Source organism: Devosia sp. 1566 (assembly GCF_004005995.1).
In the GTDB taxonomy this organism is placed as follows: domain Bacteria; phylum Pseudomonadota; class Alphaproteobacteria; order Rhizobiales; family Devosiaceae; genus Devosia.
In genome coordinates, this window is record NZ_CP034767.1 from 4142643 (window position 1) to 4168745 (window position 26103).

The window sequence follows — 26103 nt, forward strand, 5'->3', positions numbered from 1 at the left end:
GGCGCCTGGAGGGCGGGTCGAGCATTCCGCCCGACCCGCCGGAAATTGGTTTGAGCCTTAGGTCGAGATGCTCAGAATATGGCTTTCAAAGGCCACAAAGTCGCCCTCGATCCGCGTGCCGTCACTGACCAGCGTGCGTTCGCCGCTGATGCGCAGATAGCCTTCGCCGAGCACTTCCTCGATGATGTCATCGAGCTCGCGCTCATCGGTGAAGCCGATCTTGGTGCCATCGCTCGTGGTGAGTTGATAATCGGGCAATTCGCTCTCCTGTTTTCGACGGTTCGTGCATCAACGCCGCAACCGGGCAAAAGGTGCGACGGGTTCTAACGCGTTCTGGGGAAGGAAATTGATCGGGTGCAATGCTGATTCGGCTCGCGGTCGCAGACCCACGTGGCGCCAAACCCGGAAAAACAAAAAGGGTCCCGAAGGACCCTTTGTTTCTCAAGGCTTGCCGGCCTTGAGAATTTGGAGCGGGCGATGGGATTCGAACCCACGACCCTAACCTTGGCAAGGTTATGCTCTACCCCTGAGCTACACCCGCGCTCCGTTGTCATCCACGCTGCCTTGGCATCGGGTCGACGGCGGCCTATATGCCTAATCGCATTCCGCTTTGCAACCGCAAAAATGGGCCTTGTTGCCAAGTTCGTGTCCGGGGAGATCCCGCCACACTTGTCAGAAGCCGGTTTGCGGGGGCATGAAGACACCAATCTGCTTTTTTGCCGCACCCGAAGGCTTGCTCCCATGTCCCAGCCGTTCACCGCTTCCCCCGCCAGCCAGCCCGCCCCTTCCAATGGAGCGCTGGTCAAGAATTCCAGCGACGCCGCGTTCAAGGCCGATGTGATCGATGCTTCGCTCGATGCGCCCGTGCTGGTGGATTTCTGGGCGCCCTGGTGTGGCCCCTGCCGCCAGCTGACCCCGGCGCTCGAAAAAGTGGTCAATGAAAAGGCCGGCAAGATCCGGCTGGTCAAAATCAATATCGACGAGCATCCCGCCATTGCCGGCCAGCTGGGCGTGCAGTCCATCCCGGCGGTGTTTGCCTTTGCCGGCGGTCGTCCGGTGGACGGGTTCATGGGCGCGATGCCCGAAAGCGAAGTGCGCCGCTTTGCCGACCGGGTGATTGCCGCGGCCCCGGCGCCCGGTCCCGCTCCCGATTCGATGGAAGCCCAGATCGCCGAAGCGGTCGCTGCCGCCGAAGAGGCGCTTGGAGCGGGCGACCTGCCGCGCGCCGCGCAGATCTTTGGCATGGTGGTGCAGCACGCGCCCGACAATGCCCCCGCGCTGATTGGCCTGGCACGGGTATATCTGGCAGCGGGCGAGCCCGACCAGGCCCGCGCCACCCTCGACATGGTGCCCGAGGAAGCGCGCACGGGCGAGGCCTATACGGCGCTCGCCAATTCGCTGCGCCTCCTGGCCGAAGCGGCCGAACTCTCGGAAACCGCGACGCTGGAAGCGGCGATCGCTGCCGATCCGGACAACCACCAAGCCCGATTCGATCTCGCCGTCGTGCTCAATGCCGAGGGGCGGCGCCTTGAAGCGGCCGAGGCGCTGGTAACGCTGCTCCGGCGCGACCGCAGCTGGAACGAGGACGGCGCGCGCAAAAAGCTGCTCGAATTCTTTGAAGCCTGGGGTCCCAAGGATCCCGCCACCGTCAAGGGCCGCCGTCTGCTCTCGGCGGCGCTGTTTTCGTAACGCAAAGGAAAGCACTCGTGCTCAAGCGCCCCGCTTCTCCCGCCGACCTGCCCAAAAGCGTGCCGCTGTTTCCCCTCAGCGGCGCGCTGCTGCTGCCCTTTTCGCACCGCCCGCTCAATGTATTCGAGCCGCGCTATCTCGACATGGTGGACGCGGCCCTCCGCGGCGACCGCCTGATCGGCCTGATCCAGCCCGAGGACAGCGAAGAAGAAAGCCCCAAGGGTCGCAGTCCGCTGCAATCGATCGGCTGTTTGGGGCGAATCACCCATTTCGAGGAAAGCGGGGAAGGGCGCTATTTCATCATCCTTGAGGGCATCACCCGCTTCCGGCTGGTCCATGAGCTGACGGTGATGACGCCTTATCGCCAATGCACGATTTCAGCCGAGGAATTCGCCACCGACTTCAACCGGCAATGGGGGGAAGGCGAGGTCGATCGGGAGCGCTTCCTCAAGATGATGCGCGATTATGCCGATTTCGCCGATATTGAGCTCAACTGGCAGGAAATCGACAATACCGGCACCGCCGATCTCGTTAATTTCTGCTGCATGGTGTCGCCCTATGGCGCGGCTGAAAAACAGGTGCTGCTGGAAGCCCCCACGCTCGAGCAGCGCGCTGAAACCTTGATCGCCATGACCGAATACGAGATCGCGCGCGGTGGCGCCGGCGGTTCGGCGCCCCCGCTCAATTGAGTGTTCCCGAGGTCAATCCCCGGCATGTGGTGGACCGCCGCACGCTCGAACTGCTGGTGTGCCCCCTGACCAAGACGCGCATGACCCTCTCGGCGGACCGGAGCGAGCTGATTTCGGTGGCCGCGCGCCTGGCCTTTCCCATTCGCAAGGGCGTGCCGCTGCTCGCCCTGGATGAGGCGCGCAGCATCGAGCCCGAGGAAATCAAGGCGCTGACGCGCCCGCCGGCGCCTTAGATCGGCAGGCCCGAGAGGAGGCGCGGCCCGTGGGCCGAAAGGCCCGCGGCACCGCGGATCATCATCGCCTTGACCGGGCCGGCGCGATCCACCAGCCCCAGGCCAAAATCGCGCAGCGCCCGCACCGGCGGGGCGTCCGTCGAAAAGAGCCGGTTCATGCCATCGGTGACAAGGGCCATGCCGGTGGTGTCGAGCCGCCGCCAGCTCTGGTAACGCTCGAGCACGGCGGGACTGCCATGATCAAGCCCGAGCCGCATCGCTTCGACCACGGCTTCGGCGAGCGCCGCCACATCCTTGAGCCCGAGATTCACGCCCTGTCCCGCGACGGGATGCACCACATGAGCGGCGTCGCCCACGAGCGCGAGGCGCGGGCCGACAAATTGGCGGGCCAGCTGCAGGCGCAGGGGAAAGCCCATCAGATCCTCGTCTACGCCGACGGCCCCCAGGGTCGAGCCCATCACCGCCTCGATTTCGCGGGCGAGCTCCTCTTTGCCCATGGCGAGGAACCGGGGGGCATCGGCTGACTTCTCGGTCCAAACGAGGGACGAGCGGTTGCCGGGCAGCGGCAGGCTGGCAAAGGGGCCGGCGGGACGGAAATGTTCATAAGCCACCCCGTCATGGGGGAGTTCATGGGTGATGGTGGTGACGAGCCCGGTCTGGCGGTAATCATGGGAAAAAACGCCGATCCCGCTCATCTGGCGCAGGCTTGATTGCGCACCATCGGCCGCAACCACCAGCGGCGCGCGCAAGATCCGCCCATCGGCGAGCACCAGATCGGCCGAGTTGGCGCTGGTCTGCAGGCCGGCAACGCTGGCCGGCGCCACGACGGTAATCTTGCTCGCTACCGCATCCAGCAGCGCCTGCCCGCTGACCCGGTTGGGCACCATATGGGCAAAGGGCTCGCCCGGAGCCACGTCCCCTTCAAAGCTCAGGAACAGGGGGCGGGACAGATCGCCCGGACCCGAATCGGTGATGCGCATGGCGGTGATCGCCTGGGCCTGCTCTGCCATGGGCGCCCAGACGCCGAGCGCCGTCCAGGCGCGGCGCACGCTCGCGGCAATGGCCGAAGCGCGGTTGTCGCGCGGCACTTCGAGTGGGCGTCGATCCACCAAGGCGATGCGGATGCCGCGGGCAAAGCGCGACAGGGCCAGCGCCAGGGTCAAGCCCGCCGGACCGCCGCCCACGATCACCACATCGAACTGTTCAGCCTTGCTCATCGGGAACGCCTCCATTGCGGCTATTGAACGCGCCGGGCTCCTCAACGCAAGAGTGCCAAGGGTCGCGCCAGGCCGCCGCAAATTTGCTCAAAACGCTCCAGACCTGCTCATTAATTGAGCACTTGCGCTCAAGCATACGGGTGAAATTCACGCACGATCTGGCAAGTGCTTGAAATGTTTGTTGTTTCTGAGCAGCTATCGAGTTGGCACGGCACTTGAGTCTTGCTTGGCATCAAGACCAGCGCAAGATGCAAAGGGGCTCGCATGAAACTGGTGATCGCTATTATCAAGCCATCCCGCCTCGAAGAGGTTCGCCAGGCACTCAATTCACTCGATGTTCACGGCATGACTGTGACCGAAGTGAAGGGTTATGGCCGCCAAAAGGGACATTCGGAAATCTATCGCGGCACCGAATATGCCGTCCATTTCCTGCCCAAGCTCAAGGTCGAGATTGCGGTCGACGATGCGCTTGCCGATGCCGTTTCCGCGGCCATCCGCGACAGCGCCCAGACCGGTCGCATCGGCGACGGCAAGATTTTCGTGCTCGACCTGCTGGCCGTCACCCGTATCCGCACCGGTGAAACCGGCGCCTCTGCCCTTTAAGCGTCCTCGGGAGAAACAAGAAGATGAAGACGTCCAAGATCTTGGGGAGCGCCGCACTTGCCTCCCTGCTGCTGGCCCTGCCGGCCTTCGCCCAGGATGCGGCGGCACCCGCCGTCGAAGTCGTTGAAGAGGCCGTTGCCACGATCGACACCGGTGACACGGCCTGGTTGATCGTTTCGACCCTCCTGGTCATCCTCATGACCATTCCGGGCGTGGCGCTGTTTTATGGCGGCCTCGTGCGCTCCAAGAACATCCTGTCGGTCGTCACCCAGGTGTTCGGCGCGTTTTCCATGATCGCGCTGCTCTGGGTCGCTTATGGTTATTCGCTGGCCTTTTCCGGGCCGAGCGAAGGCGGATTGTCCGCCTTTATCGGCGATTTTTCCAACTTCTTCCTCGCCAATGTGAACCCCGACTCGGTTTCGGGCACCATTCCCGAGCTGATCTTTGTGGTGTTCCAGCTCACCTTTGCCTGCATCACCGCGACCCTTGTCGTGGGCGGCATTGCCGAGCGCATGAAGTTCGGCGCGGTGATGGCCTTCCTCGCGATCTGGTTCACCTTCGCCTATCTGCCGATCGCGCATATGGTGTGGTCGGCCGCGGGCCTATTTTTCCAGATGGGCGCGCTCGATTTTGCCGGCGGCACCGTCGTGCACATCAATTCGGGCGTTGCCGCACTCGTGGCTGCCATCGTGCTGGGGCCGCGCCTTGGCTATATGAAGGAGCCGATTGCGCCCCATAACCTCGTCTTCACCTATATCGGCGCCTGCCTGCTCTGGGTTGGCTGGTTCGGCTTCAATGCCGGCTCGGCTCTCGGCGCCAACGGCGTTGCCGCCCAGGCCTTCCTCAACACCATCACCGCTCCCGCCGCAGCCGGCATTGCCTGGGCTGTGGGCGAAAAGATCACCCGCGGCCATGCCTCGGCCCTGGGCTTTGTGTCGGGTGCCGTTGCGGGCCTTGTTGCCATCACCCCGGCTGCCGGTTTTGCCGGCACCTTTGGCTCGATCGTTCTGGGTGCGGTGACCGGCTTTGTGTGCCTCTGGGCGGTCGTGACCCTCAAGCCCATGCTCAAATACGACGACAGCCTCGATGTGTTCGGCATTCACGGCGTCGGCGGCATTGTCGGCGCCATCGGCACCGCTGTTGTCGCCGATCCGGCCCTGGGTGGCTTTGGCGCCGAGGGCTATGCCATGGGCGGCCAGCTGGTCACCCAGGTCATGGCGGTGGTTGTCGCAATCCTGTGGTCGGGCGTCGTGGCCTTCGTCGCCATGATGATCGTCAAGGCGATCTTCGGTGGGGCCCGCGTTCCCGAATCGGCCGAGGTCGACGGGCTGGACCTCTCCAGCCACGGCGAGCGCGCCTACAACTAGCATTCCTCCCTTCCGGGCGGCGTCCCTCGCGTCGCCCGGATCCCATTCTTTGCCTGCATTGATCGTGGCGTGCGGCTCGTGTTCCTCTTGGCCCGCCCAGAGGCTTCCCACTCGCAAACCGCATGGGCCGCACTCCTCGATCAATCCTCCCTAGTGCCGCCTTCCCCCCGCTGTTGGCGGCACTCTGCCTGGGCCCGTTGCCTGCAACGGGCCCTTTTTCTTGCCGTGGTGGGGATGGTTAGCCTGCGATTAACCACACGGCTCTAGCATCGGCGGCATGCGGCCTGGATTCTCCCGGGCGCCACCTAAACCATAGTGCCCCATGCCATCACACCCCACGCCAATGCTCGACGAGATTCGCTCGGTGCCACAACGCGGCACCCGGGCCGCAGCCAAGCCAGCGCCTGCTGCCGTGAGCGCCATTGCCATTCGCATCCCGGTGCGCCTTGTGGGATTGCTGGGCCTGGTTTTGGTAGCGGTGTGCCTGGTCGCCATGGCCTCCTGGTCGGTGGATGACCCAAGCTTCACCTATGCCACGACCAAGCCCGCCGCCAATTGGCTGGGTTTTCCCGGTGCGGTGATTGCCGATACGCTGTTTCAGATGCTGGGCCTGGCCGGGCCCGTGCTGCTGGTGCCGCCGGCCCTGTGGTTCTGGGCCATGTCGCGCCGCCGCCTGCCCACCCGCTTTGGCCTCCGAGCCACGAGCTGGATCGGGGCAACCATTCTTGTGGCCGGCGTGCTGGCCTTTGTGCCTATGCCCGCCACCTGGCCGCTGCCGACCGGGCTTGGCGGCATTGTCGGCACCGGCTTTACCGTGCTCGCGACCCTGGTCGGGGGCGCCCAGCCGCAGCCGCTGACGGCCGCGCTGTTTGCCGTCATTCTCGCGGCTCCCGCGATTGCCCTTTTTTGGATCGGCATGGGGTTGGGTACCGCCCGTTCAACGGCCCCGGGCAAGCCGGCCAAGGCCGCTGGCCGGGCCGAGCCCGAGCCACGCGACGCGCGTGACGCCGACGAGGAACGCGAAACCAATCCGCTGGTGGACGTGGCGCTCGGCGCCATGGTGCATCTGGGCTACTCCCTGCGTACCGCCTTCCGCCGCGCCCGCGCCAATCACGCCGAAAAACGCGCTGCCGACAACGCGCCCTATCGCGATGACGAATTCGAGCCCAGCCTGGATGGTCGTGGCGCGCCCCAGTTGGAGCGCCTCGAGCCTGCAGTGGTGGCCGAGCCGCGCCGCATTCATTCGCGCACCATGCCTGAGCCCAGCTTTGCGCCTGAAGCGCCGGTGTCCGCGCGCATCAATGCCCGCCCGAGCTATGACGAAACCGAGCTCGATTATCCCGATGATGCCGAAGACGACGACATCCCCTTTGTGCCCGAGCCCCCGGCCCCCGCCGTGGTCAATCACCGCCAGCAGGGCGATTCCCGCTTCCATCCGGTCAATCCCGCGGCACCCCGCGTCGCGGCGCCAGCGCCTGCCCCGGTGCAGGGCACCCGTGTCGCGCGCGAGGCCCAGCCCTCGTTCCTCGACGAGCCCGGCGCGTTTGAGCTGCCGCCGCTGAGCCTTCTGGCCGAACCCAAGCACAAGGGCCCTTCGCCCGAGCATGCCCCCGAGCGGCTCGAGGAAATGGCGCGCCAGCTCGAAGGCGTGCTGGAAGACTTCGGCGTCAAGGGCGACATCATCAATGTGCGTCCGGGCCCGGTCGTCACCTTGTTCGAGCTCGAGCCGGCGCCCGGTATCAAGTCGAGCCGCGTGATCTCGCTGGCCGATGATATTGCGCGCTCCATGTCGGCGATCTCCGCCCGTGTGGCGGTGGTGCCCGGCCGTAATGCCATCGGCATCGAGCTGCCCAACCAGATGCGCGAAACCGTGTATTTCCGCGAAATGCTGGCCTCGTCCGACTTCGAGAAGATGAAGGGCAAGCTGCCCATTTGCCTGGGCAAAACCATTGGCGGCGAGCCTGTGATCGCCGATCTCGCGCGCATGCCCCACCTGCTGATCGCCGGCACCACCGGTTCGGGTAAATCGGTGGGTATCAACACCTTCATCCTGTCGCTGCTCTACCAGATGACGCCCGAGCAGTGCCGCATGATCATGATCGATCCCAAGATGCTCGAATTGAGCATCTATGACGGCATTCCTCATCTGCTGACCCCCGTGGTCACCGACCCCAACAAGGCCGTGGTGGCGCTCAAATGGGCGGTGCGCGAGATGGAAGATCGCTATCGCAAGATGAGCAAGATCGGCGTGCGCAATATCGATGGCTTCAACCAGCGCGTCACCGAATCCAAGGCGCGTGGCGAAGTGATCACCCGCACCGTGCAGACCGGGTTTGACCGCGAGACGGGCGAAGCGATCTTTGAGAGCGAAGAGTTCGATCTCGAGCCCTTGCCCTATATCGTCGTCATCGTCGACGAAATGGCTGACCTGATGATGGTGGCGGGCAAGGACATCGAAGGCGCCATCCAGCGCCTGGCGCAAATGGCGCGCGCGGCCGGCATCCACATCATCACCGCCACCCAGCGCCCGTCGGTGGACGTGATCACCGGCACGATCAAGGCCAACTTCCCCACCCGTATCTCGTTCATGGTGACGTCGAAAATCGACTCCCGTACCATTCTGGGCGAGCAGGGCGCCGAGCAACTGCTGGGCAATGGCGACATGCTTTACATGGCCTCCGGTGGCCGCACCAAGCGCCTGCACGGCCCCTTTGTGGCGGACTCCGAAGTCGAGGCAGTGGTCAAGCACCTCAAGGCGCAGGGTGCGCCCGATTATCTCGACTCCATCACCGCCGATGAAGACGAGGATGGTGGCTCGGCCGCTGATTTCGGCGGTGCCGATGACAGCGGCGGCTCGGGCGACGAGCTTTATGACAAGGCCGTCCAGATCGTGCTCACCGACAAGAAGGCCTCGACCTCCTATGTGCAGCGGCGCCTTGCCATCGGCTACAACAAGGCGGCGACCCTGATTGAGCGCATGGAGCGCGAAGGGGTGATCTCGCAGGCCAACCATGCCGGCAAGCGCGAAATCCTCGTCGGCAACAACGCTGACGGCTATTAAGGCTTTGGTCAGGCAGCGGCAGGACGCGGGGAACCTTCCCGCTCCTGCCGCAATTGCTGTCTAGGCTGATCTCGAACACCAAAGCCCCAGGGAACTCCTCCATGTTACGCCGCGACGCTCTGCTGCTTGGCCTTTCGGCCGTTCTCGCCACCACGCTGCCCAGCTTGGCGCTGGACCGGGCCCTTTCGGCCGAAGAGCAGCAGTTGATCGCCGATATCGGCGCCCATAATTCGGCAATCCGCTCCATGGCGGGCCGGTTCCTGCAGATCGACACCAATGGCGGGCGCAGCGAAGGCACGTTCTTCCTTGAGCGCCCCGACAAGGTGCGCTTCCGCTATAATCCCCCCAGCCGCGAAGAGATCGTTTCGGTGGGGCGGGGCTTTTACGTGCTCAACCGCAAGGAAGAGACCTATTACGCCTATCCCCAGGACACGATCCCGCTGCGCCAGTTTTTGGGCGACAAGATCGACCTGCTCAATGCCAATGTGGTCGATGTGACCACCTCGGACGGCTATATGTCGATCACCGTGATCGACGAGACCGTGGCGGGCACGGTGCAGGTCTCGCTGATCTTTGACACCTCGACGCTGGATCTGAGCCAATGGAGCCTGGTCGAGCCCAGCGGGGCGGAGCTGACCTTTTCGCTCTATGACGTGGAAAAGAACGTCGAGATCCCGCGCGCCTATTTCTCCATTCCATCGACCTATTCGGCCCAGCAGCCGAAATAACTTCGGGCGGGGCCTAGCGCATGACCAAAAGCGCAATGAGCCCCGCGCCGCCCACCAGGATGCGCCACCAGGCAAAGGGCGCAAAGCCATAGCGGCTGACGAAAGTCAGCAGGTAGCGCACGACGAGCGCTCCCACGACGAACGCGGCGGCAAAGCCGATTGCAACATTGAGCGCGATGGAGGCGTCGATCAGGTCGCGGCTCTTGTAAAGGTCGTAGCCAAAGGCGCCCACCATGATGGGAAGGGCGATAAAGAAGGTGAATTCCGCCGCCGCGCGCTTGCTGGCGCCAAACAGCATGCCCCCCACCACGGTCGAGCCCGAGCGCGAAATGCCGGGCACAAGGCTGAGCATCTGGAACAGGCCGACAATTACCGCCAGATGCCAGGGGAACTGGTAGATATCGTCATATTTGGGCTGGAGCGGCAGCCGGTCGACGATGAGGAGAACGATCCCGCCGATCAAGAGGGTCCAGCAGATCAGCTGCGCCGAGTCCCACAAATCCCCCTGGATGAAATCGCGCAGCAAGACGCCGGCGACCACGGCAGGCAAACAGGCGAGGATAACGGTTACAGCAAAGTGCCAGGCATAGGGCTTGCCGGTCAGCGCATCGCGGATCAGCAGGCCCAATTTGGCGAAATAAACCGTGATGACAGCCAGGATCGCCCCCAGCTGGATCAGCACGATAAAGGTCGCGGGCTGGGTCAAACCGAAGAAGTGGCCGGCCAGGAGCAGGTGCCCGGTGGAGCTAACTGGCAGGAATTCGGTAAGCCCTTCGAGTATTCCAAGGACCAGCGGCACAAAAAGACCTTGATCGGCGTTCATCTGATCCCCTAACTCCACTAGCTAGCCGCGTGGCAGCGCCGGGGGTCTTAAACTGCTTCGCTCCGAGCGCCAAGGCGGGCGAGCAACCGGCCCCAACACCAGCCTGATCTGAACACCAGCCTGAACTTAACAAGAGCATCCCGCATGCCAAGTCTGCTGCACCACCCCCTTGATCCTTCCTCCCGTATCATTCGCCTGATGTGCGCCGAATACGGCGTGCCGCTCGACATGGAGGAGATCAAGCCGTGGCTGCGCGAACCCACGCTGCTCGAGATCAACCCTGCCGCGACCCTGCCCATCCTGCTCGACGACAGCGACACGCCCATTGTCGGCATTCTTGCGGCCATCCACATGGTCGAGGATCTGTGGTCGCCCAATGTGGTCTCGGGCCTCGTGCCGGCCGATCCGGGGCCGCGCGCGGAGATGTGGCGGCTCTTGGAATGGATCCTGACCAAGCTCAACGAGGAAGTGACGCGCTATATTCTCGAGGAAAAGATCGTCAAGCGCGACCAGCGCGGCGCCACCCCCGACCCATCGGTGCTGCGGGTGGCCAAGGCGAATTTGACCGAGCATATGCTCTATTTCAACTGGCTGCTGGCGACGCGCTCCTGGCTGGGTGGCGACAGCATGACCCTGGCCGATTTTGCGCTGGCGGCGCATTTCTCTACCCTCGATTACCTCGGTGACATGGACTGGAACAAGGCGGGTGAAACGCGCGACTGGTATTCGCGCATCAAGTCGCGCCCGGCCTTCCGCACCCTGCTCAATGACCGCGTGGTGGCGATGCCGCCCCATGCCGGCTATGCCGATCTGGACTTTTAACGCCCATGCAACTGCACCTTCCCCATCGTCCGGAGGGTTTGCCGACCCCCGCTGAGGGGAAGGCGAGCGCCGGTGCTGCAATCGGACCCGAAAAGCTCGTGACGGAGCTGCGCGAGCGCGCGAGGGCGCTGGGGTTTTCGAGTTTTGGCATCACCCGCGCCGATGCGCGCCCGGATCTGCCGGCCAAGCTCGAGGCGGCGCTCGAAGCGGGCTGGCATGGCGATATGGACTGGATGGCCGAAACGCCCGAACGGCGCGCGAGCCCCCAGGGGCTGTGGCCCGAGGCGCGCTCGATCATTCTCCTCGGCTTCAATTATGGCCCGGAAAGCGATCCGCTCGAAGCGCTGGGACATCCCTCCCATGGCGCCATTTCGGTTTATGCGCGCAACCGCGATTACCACGAGATCATCAAGGGCAAGCTCAAGGAGCTCGCAGGGCTGCTGGCGCGGCGCGCGGGCGCCGATGTCAAGGTGTTCGTCGACACCGCGCCGGTGATGGAAAAGCCGCTGGCGGAAGCGGCGGGCCTGGGCTGGCAGGGCAAGCACAGCGTTTTGGTCAGCCGCGACTGGGGCGGCTGGCAGTTCTTGGGGGCGATCTTCACCTCGGCCGAGCTTCCGGTCGACCAGCCGCATCGCTCAAGCTGCGGCTCGTGCACGCGCTGCCTTGATGTGTGCCCGACCAATGCCTTTCCCGCGCCCTATCGCCTCGATGCCCGGCGGTGCCTGGCTTACCTCAATATCGAGCACAAGGGGCCCATTCCGCTCGAATTTCGTGTCCCAATGGGCAACCGCATCTATGGCTGCGATGATTGCCTTGCGGTCTGCCCCTGGAACAAATTTGCCAAGCAAAGCCAGGAAGCGCGGCTGCAGGCGCGCGAGGAGCTGGACCGCCCGGCCCTGGCCGATCTGGTGCAGCTCGATGATGCAGGGTTCCGCGCGCTCTTTGCCGGCTCCCCAATCAAGCGGATCGGCCATGCCCGCTTCCAGCGCAATGTGCTGATTGCCGTGGGCAACAGCGGCGATGCCGCCCTGCTGCCACTGGCGGCGGCCCGCCTGGCCGATCCCGAGCCGCTGGTGCGCGGCGCGGCGGTGTGGGCGACGCGGCGCCTGGCGGCTGATGATGACGGCGCCGCTTATCGCGCGCAATATGCGCCTGATGAAACCGACGCGCAGGTGCGCGAGGAATGGACGGCAGTGCTGCAATGAAATTCTTCTTTTTCGGCCTCGGCTTTTCGTCCCTGGCGGCCGTCGAGCAGGTGCGGGCCCTTGATCCGACGGCCAGCATTGCCGGCACGGTGCGGTCACCCGAAAAGGCGGCGCGGCTGCGCGACAACGGCATTGCCGCCCATCTGTTTACCGGCGATGCGCCGAGCGAAGCGCTGCGCGCGGATCTGCACGCGGCCACCCATGTCGTGTTGTCCATCGCGCCCGATGCCGGGGGCGATCCGGCGCTCAGCCAGCACCGGGCCGATCTCGATACCGCGCCCGATTTGCAATGGCTGTGCTATTATTCCACCGTCGGCGTTTACGGCGATTTCGGCGGCGCTTGGATCGATGAAACCGTGCCGCTGGTGCCGCGCAACGAGCGCTCGGACCGGCGGGTCGCGGCCGAAGCCGCCTGGCGCGATTATGCCGAGGAGCGCGGGGTGGGGCTGGCGATTTTGCGGCTGGCCGGTATCTATGGGCCGGGGCGCTCGACCTTTGACAAGCTGCGCGACGGCACGGCCCGGCGGCTGGTCAAGCCCGAGCAGGTGTTCAACCGCATTCACGTCGAGGACATCGGCCGGGTCACGGCGCTGGCGGCGCAGCAGCGGCTGGCGGGCACCTTTAATCTGAGCGATGACGAGCCGGCGCCGCCGCAGGACCTCGTGACCCATGCCGCCCAGTTGCTGGGGGTCGCGCCACCGCCCGAGATTGCCTATGCCGATGCGGAGCTGACGCCGATGCAGCGCTCGTTTTATGCCGACAACAAGCGCGTTGCCAACCGCGCCATCAAGGACGCGCTCGGGATCGAGCTCTTGTATCCGACCTATCGCGAAGGGCTGGCCGGTATCTTGGCGGGGGAAGGCAAATGAGCGTGGCAGGAGCCAAATCGGCGCCCGAGCGGCGCGTGCTGGAAGGCCGACTGGTGCGGCTCGAGCCGTTGGAGAGCCGCCATGCCCCCGATCTCCTCGCGGCATCGCAAGGGTCGGATATGGACGAGCGCTATCGCTGGCTTGGGGAATATCCGCCGCGAAGCGTCGGGGAGCTCGAAAGCTGGATCGCTGCGGTCAATGCCGGAGCCGATCGCTTTGTCGCCGTGGTGGACCAGCGCACGGGTCGCGCCCTCGGACGGCAGGCCTGGATGCGCATCTTCCCCGAGCACGCCTCGATCGAGATTGGTGGCGTTTATTGGGGCCCGGACATGGCGCGCACGCCGCTGGCGACCGAGGCGCTGTATCTGTTTTCCCGCCACGCCTTTGACGATTTGGGTTACCGGCGCTTTGAGTGGAAGTGCAATAATCGCAACGAGCCGTCCAAGGCGGCGGCGCAGCGCTTTGGCTTTACCTATGAGGGGTTGTTCCGCCAGGACCGCATCGTCAAGGGCGAAAGTCGCGACACCGCCTGGTTCTCGATCATCGATAGCGAATGGCCCGTGCTGCGCGCCGAGTTCGAGCGGTGGCTGAGCCCGGACAATTTCGCCCCCGACGGCAGGCAGAAAACTCAGCTGAACGCCCGCCGCTAGCTCGCTTTTGCATCCTTGACCAGCGCCAGCACCGCCGCGCGCAGCCGCTCCAGATCCTCGGGCCGGCTGAGGCGATGGTCGCCATCGGGGATCAGCGTCAGGGTGACGGGGTCATGCAGCAGGTGGGTGACGAGCTTGATCGCATGGGCCTGGGGCACGTCGGTATCCTGCCCGCCCTGGAGGATATGCACCGGGCAGCCGGTTTCGATGACGGCGCCAAACAGCAGGTGTTGTTCCCCGTCCTCGATGAGGCCGTGGGTCAGGCGATAGGGCTCGGGTGAATAATCGGAGGGCTGCTCGACATAGCCTTGGTTGCTCAGGGCGTCGTGCTCGGCTGGGGTGAACTGCGCCAGCATGAGGTCCTGCGTCATGTCCACGGCCGGGGCGATCAACACCAGACCGGCGACCCGATGATCGCCTTGCGCGAGCATGGCGCGTACCAACAGGAGGGCGAGCCAGCCGCCCATGGAGGAGCCGACGATGATCTGCGGCCCGGTCGTGGTGGCAAACACCGACTGGGCTTCCTCGAGCCAGCGGCTGATCGTGCCCTCATTGAAATCGCCCCCCGAAGCGCCATGGCCGGAATAATCGAAGCGGGTGACGGCAAGACCCTGTTCGGCGCCCAGGGCATCAAGCGCCAGCGCCTTGCTGCCATTCATGTCCGAGCGAAAACCGCCGAGCCAGAAAATGCCGGGCGTTGCACCCTCCCGCCGGGCCACGGCAATGGGCCGGGCGGCGTCGCCTGTGCCAACGGAAAGCAAGGATGGCTCAACCATGAAATGCACCAATCATTATCCAGTTGGGAACGCAAAGCGGCTCAAGAGCGCTTTAGTGTGGCCCCGAACGCCCAGCAGGCAAGAAATCCCTGCTTGTGCAGTTGACTTCCGGTGCCGCTACCACGATTTTACGCCTGTTTTCACCACTTTGTTTAACTACACAAGGAACGCCCGCCATTCGCCGTCCCATGAGACCCGTTACGCCCCAGAAAGATGGGCCGCTCTCCAATGAGGATATCACCAGCCCTGATGTTCAGTTGATCGATGCCGAAGGTGAGAACCGCGGCATTGTCCGAACGCGCGAGGCGCTGACTGAAGCCCAGGAAGCAGGCCTTGATCTGGTGCTGATCTCGCCTAACGCCCAGCCGCCGGTCGCCAAGATGCTCGATCTCGGCCGCTTCAAATATGCTGCCCAGAAAAAGGCGGCCGAAGCGCGCAAGAAGCAGAAGGTGATCGAGGTCAAGGAAGTCCAGCTGCGTCCCAATATCGATACGCACGACTACGAGACCAAGATGAAGGCCGTGCAGCGCTTCCTCGACGAGGGTGACCGGGTCAAGGTGACAATGCGTTTCCGTGGCCGCGAAATGGCGCACCAGGAAATCGGCATGCAACTGCTCATCAAGGTCAAGGACCAGATGGAAGCCCTGGCCAAGGTTGAGTCGCAGCCGCGCTCGGAAGGCCGCCAGATGGTGATGGTGCTGGCGCCCAAGTAAGCGCTGGCGCTTCAAAGCTATTCAAAGGCAGGCCAGTGGCCTGCCTTTTTGCTTGTGGACCCTACTGCCCGTAGGGCTCAAGCTCATCGGCGCGGGGGATGGCCGGCTGCGCTCCGGGCTTGAGGCAAGCCAGGCTCGCCGCCGCCGTTGCACGCCGCACTGCCGCCTCAAGCGATAGCCCAGCATCGAGCCCGGCAGCGAGATAGCCGCAGAACGTATCGCCTGCGCCAACCGTGTCGACGGGGGTGATCGGTAGCGCAGGCACGCTGATGACGCCTTCCGGGGTCGCGGCCCGCGCGCCATCGCCGCCGAGGGTCACGATCACGGTCTGGTTGTGCTGGATGGCCCAATCCTGCATTGCCACCATGATGTCGGCATGGCTTTCACCGCAGAGCAGCGCAAACTCGCTTTCATTGGCGACGAGGATGCTCGCCTGCGTCGCGATCGCCGCAGTGCTGGGCAGGAAAGGCGCGGTGTTGAGGATCGAGATAGCGCCGCGTTCCTTGGCCAGCTCCAGCGCGCGTTGCGTGGCGTCCTGCGGGATCTCCTGCTGCAGCAGCATGACCGAGCCGGGCTCCAGGTCCGATAGAGCCGCATCGGCATCGGCGGGGCTCAAAGTGCCATTGGCGCCGGGCAGGACGGCAATGACGTTTTCGCCCTGGGCGTCCACCAGGATCATGGCGATGCCGGTGGGCTCGGCGGCAATCTTGACCTCGTTGAGATCAACCCCATCGGCCTTGAGCAGCTCGAGCGCTGCCTGGGCGAAGACGTCGTTGCCTACGGCCGATACATGGCGCACTTCCGCCCCGGCGCGGCGGGCAGCCAGAGCCTGATTGGCCCCCTTGCCCCCGGGGGAAACCGAAAACGTGCCGCCGGCCACCGTTTCGCCTGGGCTGGGCAAGCGGGTGACAGTGCCGATCTGGTCGAGATTGGTGGAGCCGAAAATGGTGATCATGGGTGGCAGGCCGCCTTCAATAGGGTGTTCCAGTTGCGCGTGGTGGCAAGACTTGCCTTGTCCAGCATGCGCCCGAGCTTGTCCATGCCCGGCACACTCATTTGGGCGTGTCCCTGGTCTGGGGGTAAATGGCCTCACCGCGGGCCAGCATGGCGACGAACTCGGCGATCTTGCGAGCGCGACCGGCAGGGGTGCGCAAATTGGCGAGGCGAAACGCCAGGGCAAAGCGGTTGGTCTTGCTCAGCCCTTCAAAGGTCGCGAGAGCGGCAGGATCGGCGGCAATCGCCGCCATCAAGTCGGCCGGTATGTCCATCTTGCTGGGGGACGCATAGGCGGCGTCCCAACGGCCATCGGCCTTGGCAGCCTCGACCTGGCGCAGGCCGTGCTCGGTCATGCGCCCCTGGGCAATCAGTCTCGAGACATGATCGCGATTGACCTGGCTCCAGATGCTGCGGGGCTGCCGGGGCGTGAAGCGCTGCAGAAACGAGGCCTCGTCCCAGGATTTGCGGATGCCGTCAATCCAGCCCCAGCACAAGGCGACGTCGAGCGCCTCGGCATAGGTAACCGTGGGGGTGCCATTGCCCTTCTTGAAAATGCGCAGCCACAATTCGGGCTCGCTCCCGTGGTGTTCGGCGAGCCACGCTTCCCAGGCGGCCGCGTTGGGAAAGGCGCGGATCCGGTCGGGGCGGGGCACCACCGGGGCCATCAGGTGGTGAGCGGATTGGCGCCGGCAAGGATCGCGAGGAGCTTGGCGTCGAGCAACTCGCTTTCGGGCAAGGTGATGCCGAAATTGGCCATCAGGGCTTCGCGCAGTTCGGCCTCGTCGGTGAGGGTCCGCTGCTCGGGCTCGCCTTCGGGACCGGGCAGGCTTAGCTGGTTGCCAGTAAGCACGATCCGGCTGCCCTTGGGGGAGAGGGCCGCGGTCAGCGTACGGCGCTGCGAGGAGGCGGGATCGCTCCAGACATACTGGTTGGACGCTGCGATATCGCCTTCGGCGTTGGCGTCAAAGCTATAGAGCGGCACCCAGCCCTCGCCGAGCTTGGCCTGCAGCTCCCAGCGCGGATCCCCGCCCAGGAGGCGGTAATCGCCATGGGGAGTGGTCTGCTCCACATCGGCGCGCAGCTTGAGCGGCGCGGTGGGGGTCATGGCGCCAAAGCCGGCATCGGCGAGATAGGTCTGCCCGGCAAGCTCGACCAGCACGATCAGATGCAGATCCGGATCGATTTCGGTCTGCGGGCTGGGCCAGAGCACCGAGGCCAGCAGCGGGCGGGCGGTGTAGTCGAGTTCGCCCAGCATGCTCAGCAACAGGCTGTTGTGCTCAAAGGCGTTGCCGCCGCGATTGTCAGCCAGGAGCTTGCGCTCAAGGCTCGCCTGATCGAGCAGCACCGGTTCGCCCAGCAGGGGATCGAGATTTTCAAAGGGAATGCTGGCTGGATGCAGCTGCACCAGCTGGTCGAGCGTGCCAAGAGTTGGAGCGATGGAGCCGGCAAAGCCGATTCGCTCGAAATAGGCATTCAGATTGACCTTTGGCCGCATCAGCCACCCGTTTTGCTGTTTCCATTGCGGCGCAATATGCCGGTGGGTCACGCTTTTGTCACCCGCCAAGCACCCGGAGGGGCTGACCGGAGCCCCGCACCAGGCCTGCACTCCGAGGTGGAGCGCACGCCAAAGCTGCAGTTTTCTGGCCCTTTACTGGGCCTGCTTGCGCACCCGGATCACCACATCCACATGGCTCACCTGCATGCCATGGGGAGCTTCAGGCAGGGTCCGGAACTCCACCGAAGAGGCCGGAATGTCGATCATGCGCTGCTCGTCCTCGACATAGAAATGGTGGTGGTCGGAGGTATCGGTATCGAAATAGGAGCGCGATGCATCCACCGCCACTTCGCGCAGCAAGCCCGCCTGGTGGAACTGGTGGAGGGTATTGTAGATTGTTGCCAGCGACACATTGACCCGTGCCAAGCTGGCTTCGCCGTGCAGCTGCTCGGCACTGACATGGCGATGCGGGCCGCCAAACAACAGTTCGGCCAGGGCCACGCGCTGCCTGGTCGGGCGCAATCCCGCCATGCGCAGCACGGCCGTGAGACACGGTTTACGGGAAGGAACAGGTCGGAGGGTCTGGGATCGCTCTGACATGGGGTCCTTGAAACGCAAGATCGGGATCAATAGTCCGGACCTTATAGCTTTGGCGGGCGTTTAGGACAAGCTAGAGCGCCTGGGAGGGCTAACGGATGCCCCCGATCCCTTGACCCTCCCCCTGCGCGCCTATACGAGACGATTTAAACATAAGGAGCCAGGCCATGGCCGAGCGCCAGCACGCTTTTGGATACGAAGAACTCCTGGCTCATGGCCGGGGTGAATTGCCCGGGCAAGGCGATGCGCGCCTGCCCGCTCCGCCCATGCTGATGTTCCATCGCATCACCCATATCGATGACACCGGCGGCGCCTTCGGCAAGGGCCAGGTGCGGGCCGAACTCGATGTCGATCCAAGCCTGTGGTTCTTCCAGTGCCATTTCGTCGGCGATCCGGTGATGCCGGGTTGCCTGGGGCTCGATGCCATCTGGCAGATGACCGGGTTTTTCCTCAGCTGGATCGGCCAGCCCGGTCGCGGCCGTGCGCTGGGCGGGGAAATCAAGTTCACCGGCCAGGTCACCAATGACGTCAAGCTGGTGGAATATGCCATCGACCTCAAGCGCGTGATGCGCGGGCGACTGACGCTGGGCATTGCCGATGGCTGGGTCAAGGCTGACGGCAAGGTGATCTATGAGGCCAAGGACCTGCGGGTAGGCCTGTTCACCGACAGCCAAATGGGCGAACAAAAGGTCGCCTGAGCCCCTTTTACCCAACAAGCCGAGGGGTCCGGTTCAACGGGCACCCACACCTAGGAGCGGAAACAGATGAAACGCGTCGTCGTGACCGGCATGGGCATTATTTCTTCCATCGGCAATTCGGTTGCCGATGTGACCGAAAGCCTGCGTACCGCCCGGCCCGGCATTTCCTTTGCCCAGGATTATGCCGATCTGAACTTCCGCAGCCAGGTCAAGGGCGATCCGATGCTGGATCCCTTTGCCGAGCTTGATCGGCGCACCACGCGCTTCATGGGACGCGGCGCCGCCTGGAACTATCTGGCCATGCAGCAGGCCATCGCCGATGCCGGGCTGGACGCCGCCGATATTTCCAACGAGATGACCGGGATTGTGATGGGCTCGGGCGGCAGCTCCACCCGCACCATCGTCGAGGCCGCCGACATCACCCGCGAAAAAGGGCCCAAGCGCATCGGGCCGCTGGCCGTGCCCAAGGCGATGGGTTCGACCGCTTCGGCAACCCTGGCGACCGCCTTTGGCATCAAGGGCATCAATTATTCCATCACCGCGGCCTGCGCGACCTCCAAGCACTGCATCGGCAATGCCGCCCAGCAGATCATGCTGGGTCAGCAAAACATCATGTTTGCCGGTGGACACGAGGATCTCGACTGGACGCTGTCGAACCTGTTCGACGCCATGGGCGCCATGTCCTCGAGCTATAACGCGACGCCGGAACGCGCTTCGCGCTGCTATGACCGCGACCGCGACGGCTTCGTGATCTCGGGCGGCGCGGGCGTTCTGGTGCTCGAGGAGCGTGAGCACGCCATTGCCCGCGGCGCCACCATCCATGCCGAGCTGATCGGCTATGGCGCCACGTCCGACGGCGTCGATATGGTGGCTCCTTCCGGCGAAGGCGCCGAGCGCTGCATGCGCCTGGCGCTGCGCGACGTGAAGCAAAAGGTCGACTACATCAATCCCCATGCCACTTCGACGCCGGTAGGCGATCTCAAGGAGATCGAGGCCCTGCGCGCCGTGTTCGGCAACGAGGACAAGTGCCCGCCGATCGCTGCGACCAAGTCGCTGACCGGCCATTCACAGGGCGCCACGGGCGTGCATGAGGCGATCTATTCGATCCTGATGATGAAGAACCGCTTCATTGCCCAGAGCGCCAATATTGACAATCTCGACCCGGCCTTCGAGGACATGCCCATTTTGCGCGAACGGCGCGACAATGTGGATCTGGGCGTGGTGCTGTCCAACAGCTTTGGCTTTGGCGGCACCAATGCGGCGCTCGTCTTTAAGCACCCCGACGCCTGAGGTTGTTAGAGGGCGAACTCGGAAAACCGGGCGTCCTTGCCATCATAAACCAGCACCCGCCCGACGAGGGGGGTGCCGATGCCGGTGATGAGCTTGACCGCTTCCATCGCCATCAGCGTGCCGATCACCCCGGTGAGCGGGCCGATAATGCCCGTGGCCTCGCAGGAGGGCAGATCGGCATCATCGGCGGCGGCGGGATAAAGCGCCGCAAAGCCTGGGCCGCCTGGGGCAAACACCGTCACCTGGCCAGCAAACATCGAGACAGCACCCGAAACCAGCGGCAGGCCAAGCTTGGCGGCGGCTGCGGCGGTGATGCGGCGCGTGGCGAGATTGTCAGTGCCATCCAGCACCAGGTCGTATTGCGCCAGGAGCGCTTCGGCATTGTCCGCAGTGACGGCCGCCTCATGGGGCACCAATTGCACATGCGGGTTGAGCGCTTCGGCAAAAGCGGCGGCGCTCTGGGCCTTGTTGATGCCCACACCGGCGCCGGTATGGATCACCTGCCGGTGCAAATTGGACAGCGACACCGTGTCGTGATCGGCAATGCCGAGCGTGCCAATGCCGGCGCCGGCGAGATAGGCGATGACGGGGCTGCCCAGCCCGCCCGCACCCACCACCAGCACCCGGGCGCGCTTGAGCGCCTGCTGGCCGGCCCCGCCCATGCCCTTAAGCACGAGGTGACGGCCATAGCGGCGGGTTTCTTCGGATGAGAGTAGGCGGGGATCAGCGGGCAAGCGGCACCCCCGGTTTATGGCACGCTGGTGCCGGTGGAGCCAAACCCATTGGCGCCACGATCGGTGTCATCAAGAACGCTCTGCACGCCGAACTGTGCCGGGGTGACGGGCGCCACGAGGAGCTGGGCAATGCGTTCGCCGCGGCGGATCTCGAAGGGCTCCTGCCCCAGATTGATGAGGAGGGCGCAGATCTCGCCGCGATAATCGCAGTCGATCGTGCCCGGCGCGTTGAGGACGGAGACCCCGTGTCGGAGCGCCAGGCCCGAGCGGGGCCGCACCTGCGCTTCAAAGCCGGCGGGGAGCGCCATGGCAAAGCCGCAGGGCACCAGCGCCCGCTGGCCGGGCGCGAGCACGAGAACTTCACCTTCGGCGATGGCGGCTTGCAGGTCCATGCCGGCGGCGCCGCTGGTTTGGGCGGCGGGAAGGGGGAGGCCCTCGCCATGGGGCAGCCAGCGGAGAGGGATGGTTACAGCGGCCATCTAGAGCACCGCGCCGATGAGGATGCCAAGCAGTAACAGCGCCCCCGCACCAAGGGCGAGGGGCAGGCGACTGCCGGCATCGCGCAGCCGGGCCTGTTGCTCGAGCCGGGTTTGCGCCAGCACCAGTTCGGCTTCCGCCAGAATGGTGGGCACGCGCTTGCTCGCATCGGTAAAGACCTCAAAGCCGCGCTTGAGATCATCGATCCGGCCCATGGGCCCGGCTTCCCGGCGCAGCCAGTCGCCGACGACTGGTTCGGCCAGCGACCAGATATCGAGATCGGGATCGAGGGCGCGGGCGACGCCTTCCACCAGCACCATGGATTTTTGCAGCAGCACCAGTTGCGGCTGGGTCTGCATGGAAAAGAGGTCCGTGACGGCAAAAAGCTGCCCCAGCACCCGCGCCATGGAGATATCGGCGGCGGTGCGGCCATGCAGCGGCTCGCCAATGGAGCGGATGGCGAGGGCGAAATCGTCCACCGACTGGTTGGCGGGCACATAGCCGATCTCGAAATGCCGCTCGGCCACGAGGCGATAATCGCGGGTGATGAAGCCGTAAAGAATATCGGCCAGGAACCGGCGCTCGGAGCGCCCGATCCGGCCCATGATGCCGAAATCGACGGCGATCACGTCATTGCTGCCCGGGGCGGCAAAGAGATTGCCCGGATGCATGTCGGCGTGGAAGAAGCCGTCACGGATGGCATGCTTCAAAAAGCTCTGCAGGATATTGGCGGCCAGAACCTTGCGATCGATCCCCGCCGCATCAAGCGCGGCGAGGTCGCGAACGGGAATGCCCTCGACCCAGGTCGTCGTCAGCACATTTTGCGCGGTGTGATCCCAACTGACGGTGGGGATCACAAAGCCCGTGTCATTCTTGATGTTCTCGGCCATCTCCGAAATGGCGGCCGCTTCCAGGCGCAGATCGAGTTCGAGCCGGGCCGAGCGGTCGAGCGTTTCCACCACCTGGAGCGGACGCAGGCGCCGCAGCTTGCGCGCCAGCCGTTCAAAGAGGCGCGCGCCGGCATAAAAGCTCTCGATATCGGCGGCAAAGCTTTGCACGATGCCGGGACGCAGGATCTTGACGGCAACGGTGGTCGGGAGGGCGCCGGTGGGCACGAGCCGCGCCTTGTGCACCTGGGCAATGGAGGCGGCAGCGACCGGCGCCGAGATGTCGCGCAACTGCTCGGCCTTGGGGCCGAGCGCCTGGGACAGAATATCGGGGACGAGCTTGGGGTCGAACGGCTCCATCCGGTCCTGCAGGCCCTGCAGGTCGGCGGCAACCTCGGGACCCACGACGTCCGGGCGGGTGGCCAGCGTCTGGCCGAATTTCACATAGGTTGGGCCGAGGAGCCGCAGGGCACGGTTGAGCCGCTCCACATGGCCGGTGCGCCGCACTTCGGGGCGCTCCACGAGGCGCCCCAGCGCGATGGGGGCGCGCAGCGCCGGCGGCAGGCTTTCCTTGGGAATGATCGACAGGGCGCCTTCGCGCGCCAGCACAAAGCCGGCTTGCGCCAGGCGAAAATAGGGCGACAACCACATGGGCTAGAGCTTCCAGCCGCTAAACAGCGCCGCGATATTGCCGGTCATGGCGGTATGCTTGACCCGCTTGAAGCCCGCCTCCGTCAACATGGCCGAAAAGGCGGGCGGGGAGGGGAATTTGCGGATCGATTCCACCAGATACTGATAAGGCTGGGCGTCGCCGGTGACGAGCCGTCCCATAGGCGGGATCACCCGGTCGGAGAACTGGCGGTAGAGCGCATCGAGCCCGGGCACATCCACCTGGGAAAATTCGAGCACGAGAATGCGCCCGCCGCGCTTGAGCACCCGGTGCGCTTCGGCGAGCGCGAGGGGGATGCGCGGCACGTTGCGGATGCCAAAGGCGATCGTATAGACGTCAAAGCTGTTGTCGGGGAAGGGCAGGGACTCGGCATTGGCCTCGACAAAGCTCACCTGGTCGGGATAGCGCCATTCGCGCGCCCGCTGGGCGCCCACGCGCAGCATGTCCGAATTGATGTCGGACACGACGACTTCGGCGTAGCCGACCGAGCGATTGATGATGCGCTCGGCAATGTCGCCGGTGCCCCCGGCCATATCGAGCACGCGATAAGGCCTTGTGCCCGATTTAGGCGGGCTCAGCTCGGTCACCATCGCATCCTTCCAGATGCGGTGCACGCCCCCGCTCATCAGGTCGTTCATCAGGTCATAACGATCGGCGACGCCGTGGAACACGGCATTGACCATGCCCTGCTTGTCTTCGAGCGCCACAGTTTGCTCGCCGAAATGGGTGGTCTCGCGCGTGTCGGTCATGGCATGGAACTCTTGAACGCTAAGGGGCCTAGGTTTGCGCCGCACCATAGCGAAGCCCGCCTCGCTTTGCCATGGCGCAAAGCAGCACAAGCGCCAGGAGCCAAGGATGCCAGAACTGCCCGAGGTCGAAACGGTGCGCCGGGGCCTGGCGCCATGGCTCGAAGGCGCGCACATCGAGAAGGTGACGTTGCACCGCGAAAACCTGCGCTTTCCCTTTCCGCCGGGTTTGAAGGAAAAGCTGGAAGGCCAGAGCGTGCGCCATGTCGGGCGGCGGGCCAAATACCTGCTGATGGAGCTCTCGAGTGGCGCAACGCTGTTGAGCCATCTCGGGATGACGGGGGCGTATCGCTTTGCCGAGCACCCCATCGACAAGCCGCCGCGCTATTATGAGCTCGGGCCCGTACCCAAGCACGACCATATGGTTTGGGAGATCTCGCATCCCGTTCATGGCCGCTCGCACCTGATCTATGCCGATCCGCGCCGCTTCGGCTTTGTGGATCTCTATGATGACATCACGACGAGCCCTTATCTGCAGGGCCTTGGTCCCGAGCCACTGGGCAACGGCTTCAATGTGGAGAGCCTGAGCGCGGCGCTCAAGGGCAAGAAGAGCCCGATCAAGGCGGCGCTGCTGGATCAGCGCGTGGTGGCGGGGCTGGGCAATATCTATGTGGCCGAAGCGCTGCATCGCGCCCATATCCACCCCACGGCGCTAGCGGGATCGCTGCTGACGGAAGAGGGGGCGCCCAAGCCTGCGCTCGAAGCGCTGGTGTCCGCCACCCGCCAGGTGCTGATCGAGGCCATCGAGGTGGGCGGCTCGACCTTGCGCGACTTCCGCAATGCCGAGGGCGGCTCGGGTTATTTCCAGCACCGCTTTGCCGTTTATGACCGGGAAGGGCAGCCTTGCCCCACCCCGGGCTGTACGGGTACGATTGAGCGCATCGTGCAGTCCGGCCGGTCCACCTTCTTTTGTCCGGTTTGCCAGGGGCAGCCCTGAGCGGAGCGCGGGTGAATCCAGTTGACGCCTGCCGGCCTATCCCCTATAGAGCCCACGACCTGGCGGCTCCTGTGCCGCCGCTTTCATTTCGCCCCGTACCCTGCTGCGCATTTTGCGCATCTCGTCCGGATGGACCGCAAGAGGACCGTTATGGCCAATACGCCTTCAGCCAAAAAGGCTACCCGCAAGATTGAAGCCCGCACCGCGGTCAACAAGTCGCGCCGCTCGCGCGTTCGCACCTTCATCCGCAAGGTTGAGGAAGCCATTGTTGCCGGCGATCACGCCACTGCCATGCAGGCGCTCCGTGCCGCTGAGCCCGAGATCAACCGGGCTGCCACCAAGGGCATCGTCCATGCCAATCTGGCTGCTCGCAAGGTGTCTCGCCTCAACAACCGCGTTAAGGCTTTGAGCGTCTGATCCCTGCCTTTGCAGAAACGAGCCAAGCATTGAACGGGCCCCGCAAGGGGCCCTTTTTTATTGCCCGATCGCGGGGTGCTTTTTTGCCTTTGTCGGCAGATTGTGTCAGCTGCGTGAATGCGGCACGCCAAAGGGTGTGACAAAGCGCTGCGACAAAAAGCGCGGTATAATCAAAGGCTTGCTTTGATTCTGCATTGTCGGCCGCAGCTTCCAATTTCCCGGATACCGATGAATTTGCCGGCCGGTCGAAATATTTTTTTCGCCTTCATAAAACGCTTGCTACGCGATTCATCGTGGAGTCACAGAGCCTTGAGCGAGGGGGTTGCAGAGCCCTTGCTGGAGGTTAACGGAGGGCGGGCGAGTCAACCCCCATTTTGAAAAATTCACGTGTTGCGAGCCCAAAACCCACACTCTAGAATGCCTCTCGTCAGCTCAGGACGGGACGCGAAAAGCGCCATCCGAACCGAGTTGACGGGTCGAATAGGCTTATGGATTGGGTCGCTTTGGCAGCAATGGCGAGGCGAAGTGCGGTGACGATGGCAGCGGTGAAATTGGTTCATCCGGTCCGGTCCGGACCTGCATCAAGAACAAAAGCCCACTAACCGACTCCGGTTGGGTTCAGCGACAAGAACGTAAATAGCCAATGGTGGCTTG

Annotated in this window: 28 protein-coding genes and 1 tRNA gene; 16 read left to right on the forward strand and 13 right to left on the reverse strand. The window is 64.3% G+C overall.

Annotated features, from left to right (window positions below):
- Window positions 1-57 precede the first annotated feature (57 nt).
- Complete coding sequence (locus ELX51_RS19700; RefSeq protein WP_127755089.1) at window positions 58-258, reverse strand: hypothetical protein; 201 nt, start codon at window positions 256-258, stop codon at window positions 58-60.
- Between the two features lie 208 nt (window positions 259-466).
- Window positions 467-541, reverse strand: a tRNA-Gly gene (locus tag ELX51_RS19705).
- Between the two features lie 200 nt (window positions 542-741).
- Between ELX51_RS19705 and ELX51_RS19710 the strand changes: the two genes are divergently transcribed.
- The 3 genes from ELX51_RS19710 to ELX51_RS19720 are packed head-to-tail and all read left to right on the forward strand — an operon-like array spanning window position 742 to window position 2611.
- Window positions 742-1689 carry a co-chaperone YbbN gene (locus tag ELX51_RS19710; protein WP_127755090.1) on the forward strand — a complete coding sequence of 316 codons (948 nt, stop codon included), beginning with the start codon at window positions 742-744 and terminating at the stop codon, window positions 1687-1689.
- 17 nt (window positions 1690-1706) lie between these two features.
- Complete coding sequence (locus ELX51_RS19715; RefSeq protein ID WP_127755091.1) at window positions 1707-2378, forward strand: LON peptidase substrate-binding domain-containing protein; 672 nt, start codon at window positions 1707-1709, stop codon at window positions 2376-2378.
- Window positions 2375-2611: a Trm112 family protein gene (locus ELX51_RS19720; protein ID WP_206524674.1), complete on the forward strand. Its 237-nt coding sequence runs from the start codon at window positions 2375-2377 to the stop codon at window positions 2609-2611. The genes ELX51_RS19715 and ELX51_RS19720 overlap by 4 nt, the downstream gene beginning before the upstream one ends.
- Here the strand turns inward: ELX51_RS19720 and ELX51_RS19725 are convergent.
- Window positions 2608-3828: an FAD-dependent monooxygenase gene (locus ELX51_RS19725; RefSeq protein WP_127755092.1), complete on the reverse strand. Its 1221-nt coding sequence runs from the start codon at window positions 3826-3828 to the stop codon at window positions 2608-2610. The genes ELX51_RS19720 and ELX51_RS19725 overlap by 4 nt on opposite strands.
- 264 nt (window positions 3829-4092) lie before the next feature.
- Here ELX51_RS19725 and ELX51_RS19730 point away from each other — a divergent pair, with 264 nt between their 5' ends.
- The 4 genes from ELX51_RS19730 (at window position 4093) to ELX51_RS19745 (ending at window position 9587) form a co-directional block, all read left to right on the forward strand.
- Window positions 4093-4431 (forward strand): P-II family nitrogen regulator, encoded by a 339-nt coding sequence (locus ELX51_RS19730; RefSeq protein WP_127755093.1) that lies wholly within the window; start codon window positions 4093-4095, stop codon window positions 4429-4431.
- A 23-nt stretch (window positions 4432-4454) separates the two neighbouring features.
- Window positions 4455-5798: an ammonium transporter gene (locus ELX51_RS19735; protein ID WP_127755094.1), complete on the forward strand. Its 1344-nt coding sequence runs from the start codon at window positions 4455-4457 to the stop codon at window positions 5796-5798.
- Window positions 5799-6120: 322 nt separating this feature from the next.
- Window positions 6121-8859 (forward strand): DNA translocase FtsK, encoded by a 2739-nt coding sequence (locus tag ELX51_RS19740; RefSeq protein ID WP_127755095.1) that lies wholly within the window; start codon window positions 6121-6123, stop codon window positions 8857-8859.
- Between the two features lie 101 nt (window positions 8860-8960).
- On the forward strand, window positions 8961-9587 hold the full coding sequence (locus ELX51_RS19745; protein WP_127755096.1) for an outer membrane lipoprotein carrier protein LolA: 627 nt from the start codon (window positions 8961-8963) through the stop codon (window positions 9585-9587).
- Between the two features lie 13 nt (window positions 9588-9600).
- On the opposite strand, the gene ELX51_RS19750 is transcribed toward ELX51_RS19745, so the two are convergent.
- Entirely contained in the window at window positions 9601-10410 is an 810-nt protein-coding gene (locus ELX51_RS19750; RefSeq protein WP_127755097.1) for an undecaprenyl-diphosphate phosphatase, read from the reverse strand.
- Window positions 10411-10554: 144 nt separating this feature from the next.
- On the opposite strand from ELX51_RS19750, the gene ELX51_RS19755 reads away from it, so the two are divergent.
- Genes ELX51_RS19755 through ELX51_RS19770 form a run of 4 tightly spaced genes read left to right on the forward strand, consistent with a single transcriptional unit; the run spans window position 10555 to window position 13956 of the window.
- Complete coding sequence (locus tag ELX51_RS19755) at window positions 10555-11232, forward strand: glutathione S-transferase family protein (RefSeq protein ID WP_127755098.1); 678 nt, start codon at window positions 10555-10557, stop codon at window positions 11230-11232.
- Window positions 11233-11237: 5 nt separating this feature from the next.
- A complete protein-coding gene (gene queG / locus ELX51_RS19760) occupies window positions 11238-12437 on the forward strand; it encodes a tRNA epoxyqueuosine(34) reductase QueG (RefSeq protein WP_127755099.1) in 1200 nt (399 codons plus the stop codon).
- On the forward strand, window positions 12434-13306 hold the full coding sequence (locus ELX51_RS19765) for an NAD-dependent epimerase/dehydratase family protein (protein ID WP_127755100.1): 873 nt from the start codon (window positions 12434-12436) through the stop codon (window positions 13304-13306). Before queG ends, ELX51_RS19765 begins: the two co-directional genes overlap by 4 nt.
- A complete protein-coding gene (locus ELX51_RS19770; RefSeq protein ID WP_127755101.1) occupies window positions 13303-13956 on the forward strand; it encodes a GNAT family protein in 654 nt (217 codons plus the stop codon). Before ELX51_RS19765 ends, ELX51_RS19770 begins: the two co-directional genes overlap by 4 nt.
- Here ELX51_RS19770 and ELX51_RS19775 read toward each other — a convergent pair.
- Window positions 13953-14732: an alpha/beta fold hydrolase gene (locus tag ELX51_RS19775; RefSeq protein WP_127755102.1), complete on the reverse strand. Its 780-nt coding sequence runs from the start codon at window positions 14730-14732 to the stop codon at window positions 13953-13955. The genes ELX51_RS19770 and ELX51_RS19775 overlap by 4 nt on opposite strands.
- A 176-nt stretch (window positions 14733-14908) precedes the next feature.
- Between ELX51_RS19775 and infC the strand changes: the two genes are divergently transcribed.
- Window positions 14909-15445, forward strand: a complete 537-nt coding sequence (gene infC, locus ELX51_RS19780; protein ID WP_172124743.1) for a translation initiation factor IF-3 — start codon at window positions 14909-14911, stop codon at window positions 15443-15445.
- Window positions 15446-15506: 61 nt separating this feature from the next.
- On the opposite strand, the gene ELX51_RS19785 is transcribed toward infC, so the two are convergent.
- The 4 genes from ELX51_RS19785 to irrA all read right to left on the reverse strand — a co-directional run bounded on the left by ELX51_RS19785 (window position 15507) and on the right by irrA (window position 18536).
- Window positions 15507-16400 (reverse strand): ribokinase, encoded by an 894-nt coding sequence (locus ELX51_RS19785; protein WP_127755104.1) that lies wholly within the window; start codon window positions 16398-16400, stop codon window positions 15507-15509.
- Between the two features lie 97 nt (window positions 16401-16497).
- Window positions 16498-17106, reverse strand: a complete 609-nt coding sequence (locus ELX51_RS19790) for a YdeI/OmpD-associated family protein (protein WP_127755105.1) — start codon at window positions 17104-17106, stop codon at window positions 16498-16500.
- Entirely contained in the window at window positions 17106-17987 is an 882-nt protein-coding gene (locus ELX51_RS19795) for an arylamine N-acetyltransferase (protein WP_127755106.1), read from the reverse strand. Before ELX51_RS19795 ends, ELX51_RS19790 begins: the two co-directional genes overlap by 1 nt.
- Window positions 17988-18089: 102 nt before the next feature.
- Complete coding sequence (irrA, locus tag ELX51_RS19800) at window positions 18090-18536, reverse strand: iron response transcriptional regulator IrrA (RefSeq protein ID WP_127755107.1); 447 nt, start codon at window positions 18534-18536, stop codon at window positions 18090-18092.
- Window positions 18537-18700: 164 nt separating this feature from the next.
- Between irrA and fabA the strand changes: the two genes are divergently transcribed.
- Together fabA and fabB are read left to right on the forward strand one after the other, a co-directional pair.
- On the forward strand, window positions 18701-19231 hold the full coding sequence (fabA, locus tag ELX51_RS19805; protein WP_127755108.1) for a 3-hydroxyacyl-[acyl-carrier-protein] dehydratase FabA: 531 nt from the start codon (window positions 18701-18703) through the stop codon (window positions 19229-19231).
- Window positions 19232-19297: 66 nt separating this feature from the next.
- On the forward strand, window positions 19298-20521 hold the full coding sequence (gene fabB / locus ELX51_RS19810; RefSeq protein WP_127755109.1) for a beta-ketoacyl-ACP synthase I: 1224 nt from the start codon (window positions 19298-19300) through the stop codon (window positions 20519-20521).
- 5 nt (window positions 20522-20526) lie between these two features.
- Here fabB and moeB read toward each other — a convergent pair whose 3' ends face one another.
- The 4 genes from moeB to ubiE are packed head-to-tail and all read right to left on the reverse strand — an operon-like array spanning window position 20527 to window position 24038.
- Window positions 20527-21255: a molybdopterin-synthase adenylyltransferase MoeB gene (gene moeB, locus ELX51_RS19815; RefSeq protein ID WP_127755110.1), complete on the reverse strand. Its 729-nt coding sequence runs from the start codon at window positions 21253-21255 to the stop codon at window positions 20527-20529.
- 14 nt (window positions 21256-21269) lie between these two features.
- Window positions 21270-21734 (reverse strand): dUTP diphosphatase, encoded by a 465-nt coding sequence (dut, locus tag ELX51_RS19820; RefSeq protein ID WP_127755111.1) that lies wholly within the window; start codon window positions 21732-21734, stop codon window positions 21270-21272.
- Window positions 21735-23270: a 2-polyprenylphenol 6-hydroxylase gene (ubiB, locus tag ELX51_RS19825; RefSeq protein ID WP_127755112.1), complete on the reverse strand. Its 1536-nt coding sequence runs from the start codon at window positions 23268-23270 to the stop codon at window positions 21735-21737. It abuts the gene before it with no gap.
- Window positions 23271-23273: 3 nt separating this feature from the next.
- Entirely contained in the window at window positions 23274-24038 is a 765-nt protein-coding gene (gene ubiE, locus ELX51_RS19830) for a bifunctional demethylmenaquinone methyltransferase/2-methoxy-6-polyprenyl-1,4-benzoquinol methylase UbiE (protein ID WP_127755113.1), read from the reverse strand.
- A gap of 106 nt (window positions 24039-24144) precedes the next feature.
- Here ubiE and mutM point away from each other — a divergent pair, with 106 nt between their 5' ends.
- Both mutM and rpsT read left to right on the forward strand, forming a co-directional pair.
- Window positions 24145-25032 carry a bifunctional DNA-formamidopyrimidine glycosylase/DNA-(apurinic or apyrimidinic site) lyase gene (mutM, locus tag ELX51_RS19835; RefSeq protein ID WP_127755114.1) on the forward strand — a complete coding sequence of 296 codons (888 nt, stop codon included), beginning with the start codon at window positions 24145-24147 and terminating at the stop codon, window positions 25030-25032.
- A 150-nt stretch (window positions 25033-25182) separates the two neighbouring features.
- Window positions 25183-25449 carry a 30S ribosomal protein S20 gene (gene rpsT, locus ELX51_RS19840; protein ID WP_127755115.1) on the forward strand — a complete coding sequence of 89 codons (267 nt, stop codon included), beginning with the start codon at window positions 25183-25185 and terminating at the stop codon, window positions 25447-25449.
- The last annotated feature ends 654 nt before the right edge of the window (window positions 25450-26103 follow it).

What these genes read in the sequence shown, in the direction of transcription:
- ELX51_RS19710 (WP_127755090.1), top strand. Translation starts at nt 742, where the DNA reads ATGTCCCAGCCGTTCACCGCTTCCCCCGCCAGCCAGCCCGCCCCTTCC.
- ELX51_RS19725 (WP_127755092.1), bottom strand. Translation starts at nt 3,828, where the DNA reads ATGAGCAAGGCTGAACAGTTCGATGTGGTGATCGTGGGCGGCGGTCCG.
- ELX51_RS19730 (WP_127755093.1), top strand. Translation starts at nt 4,093, where the DNA reads ATGAAACTGGTGATCGCTATTATCAAGCCATCCCGCCTCGAAGAGGTT.
- ELX51_RS19735 (WP_127755094.1), top strand. Translation starts at nt 4,455, where the DNA reads ATGAAGACGTCCAAGATCTTGGGGAGCGCCGCACTTGCCTCCCTGCTG.
- ELX51_RS19740 (WP_127755095.1), top strand. Translation starts at nt 6,121, where the DNA reads ATGCCATCACACCCCACGCCAATGCTCGACGAGATTCGCTCGGTGCCA.
- ELX51_RS19745 (WP_127755096.1), top strand. Translation starts at nt 8,961, where the DNA reads ATGTTACGCCGCGACGCTCTGCTGCTTGGCCTTTCGGCCGTTCTCGCC.
- ELX51_RS19750 (WP_127755097.1), bottom strand. Translation starts at nt 10,410, where the DNA reads ATGAACGCCGATCAAGGTCTTTTTGTGCCGCTGGTCCTTGGAATACTC.
- ELX51_RS19755 (WP_127755098.1), top strand. Translation starts at nt 10,555, where the DNA reads ATGCCAAGTCTGCTGCACCACCCCCTTGATCCTTCCTCCCGTATCATT.
- queG (WP_127755099.1), top strand. Translation starts at nt 11,238, where the DNA reads ATGCAACTGCACCTTCCCCATCGTCCGGAGGGTTTGCCGACCCCCGCT.
- ELX51_RS19765 (WP_127755100.1), top strand. Translation starts at nt 12,434, where the DNA reads ATGAAATTCTTCTTTTTCGGCCTCGGCTTTTCGTCCCTGGCGGCCGTC.
- ELX51_RS19770 (WP_127755101.1), top strand. Translation starts at nt 13,303, where the DNA reads ATGAGCGTGGCAGGAGCCAAATCGGCGCCCGAGCGGCGCGTGCTGGAA.
- ELX51_RS19775 (WP_127755102.1), bottom strand. Translation starts at nt 14,732, where the DNA reads ATGGTTGAGCCATCCTTGCTTTCCGTTGGCACAGGCGACGCCGCCCGG.
- ELX51_RS19785 (WP_127755104.1), bottom strand. Translation starts at nt 16,400, where the DNA reads ATGATCACCATTTTCGGCTCCACCAATCTCGACCAGATCGGCACTGTC.
- ELX51_RS19790 (WP_127755105.1), bottom strand. Translation starts at nt 17,106, where the DNA reads ATGGCCCCGGTGGTGCCCCGCCCCGACCGGATCCGCGCCTTTCCCAAC.
- irrA (WP_127755107.1), bottom strand. Translation starts at nt 18,536, where the DNA reads ATGTCAGAGCGATCCCAGACCCTCCGACCTGTTCCTTCCCGTAAACCG.
- fabA (WP_127755108.1), top strand. Translation starts at nt 18,701, where the DNA reads ATGGCCGAGCGCCAGCACGCTTTTGGATACGAAGAACTCCTGGCTCAT.
- fabB (WP_127755109.1), top strand. Translation starts at nt 19,298, where the DNA reads ATGAAACGCGTCGTCGTGACCGGCATGGGCATTATTTCTTCCATCGGC.
- dut (WP_127755111.1), bottom strand. Translation starts at nt 21,734, where the DNA reads ATGGCCGCTGTAACCATCCCTCTCCGCTGGCTGCCCCATGGCGAGGGC.
- ubiB (WP_127755112.1), bottom strand. Translation starts at nt 23,270, where the DNA reads ATGTGGTTGTCGCCCTATTTTCGCCTGGCGCAAGCCGGCTTTGTGCTG.
- ubiE (WP_127755113.1), bottom strand. Translation starts at nt 24,038, where the DNA reads ATGACCGACACGCGCGAGACCACCCATTTCGGCGAGCAAACTGTGGCG.
- mutM (WP_127755114.1), top strand. Translation starts at nt 24,145, where the DNA reads ATGCCAGAACTGCCCGAGGTCGAAACGGTGCGCCGGGGCCTGGCGCCA.
- rpsT (WP_127755115.1), top strand. Translation starts at nt 25,183, where the DNA reads ATGGCCAATACGCCTTCAGCCAAAAAGGCTACCCGCAAGATTGAAGCC.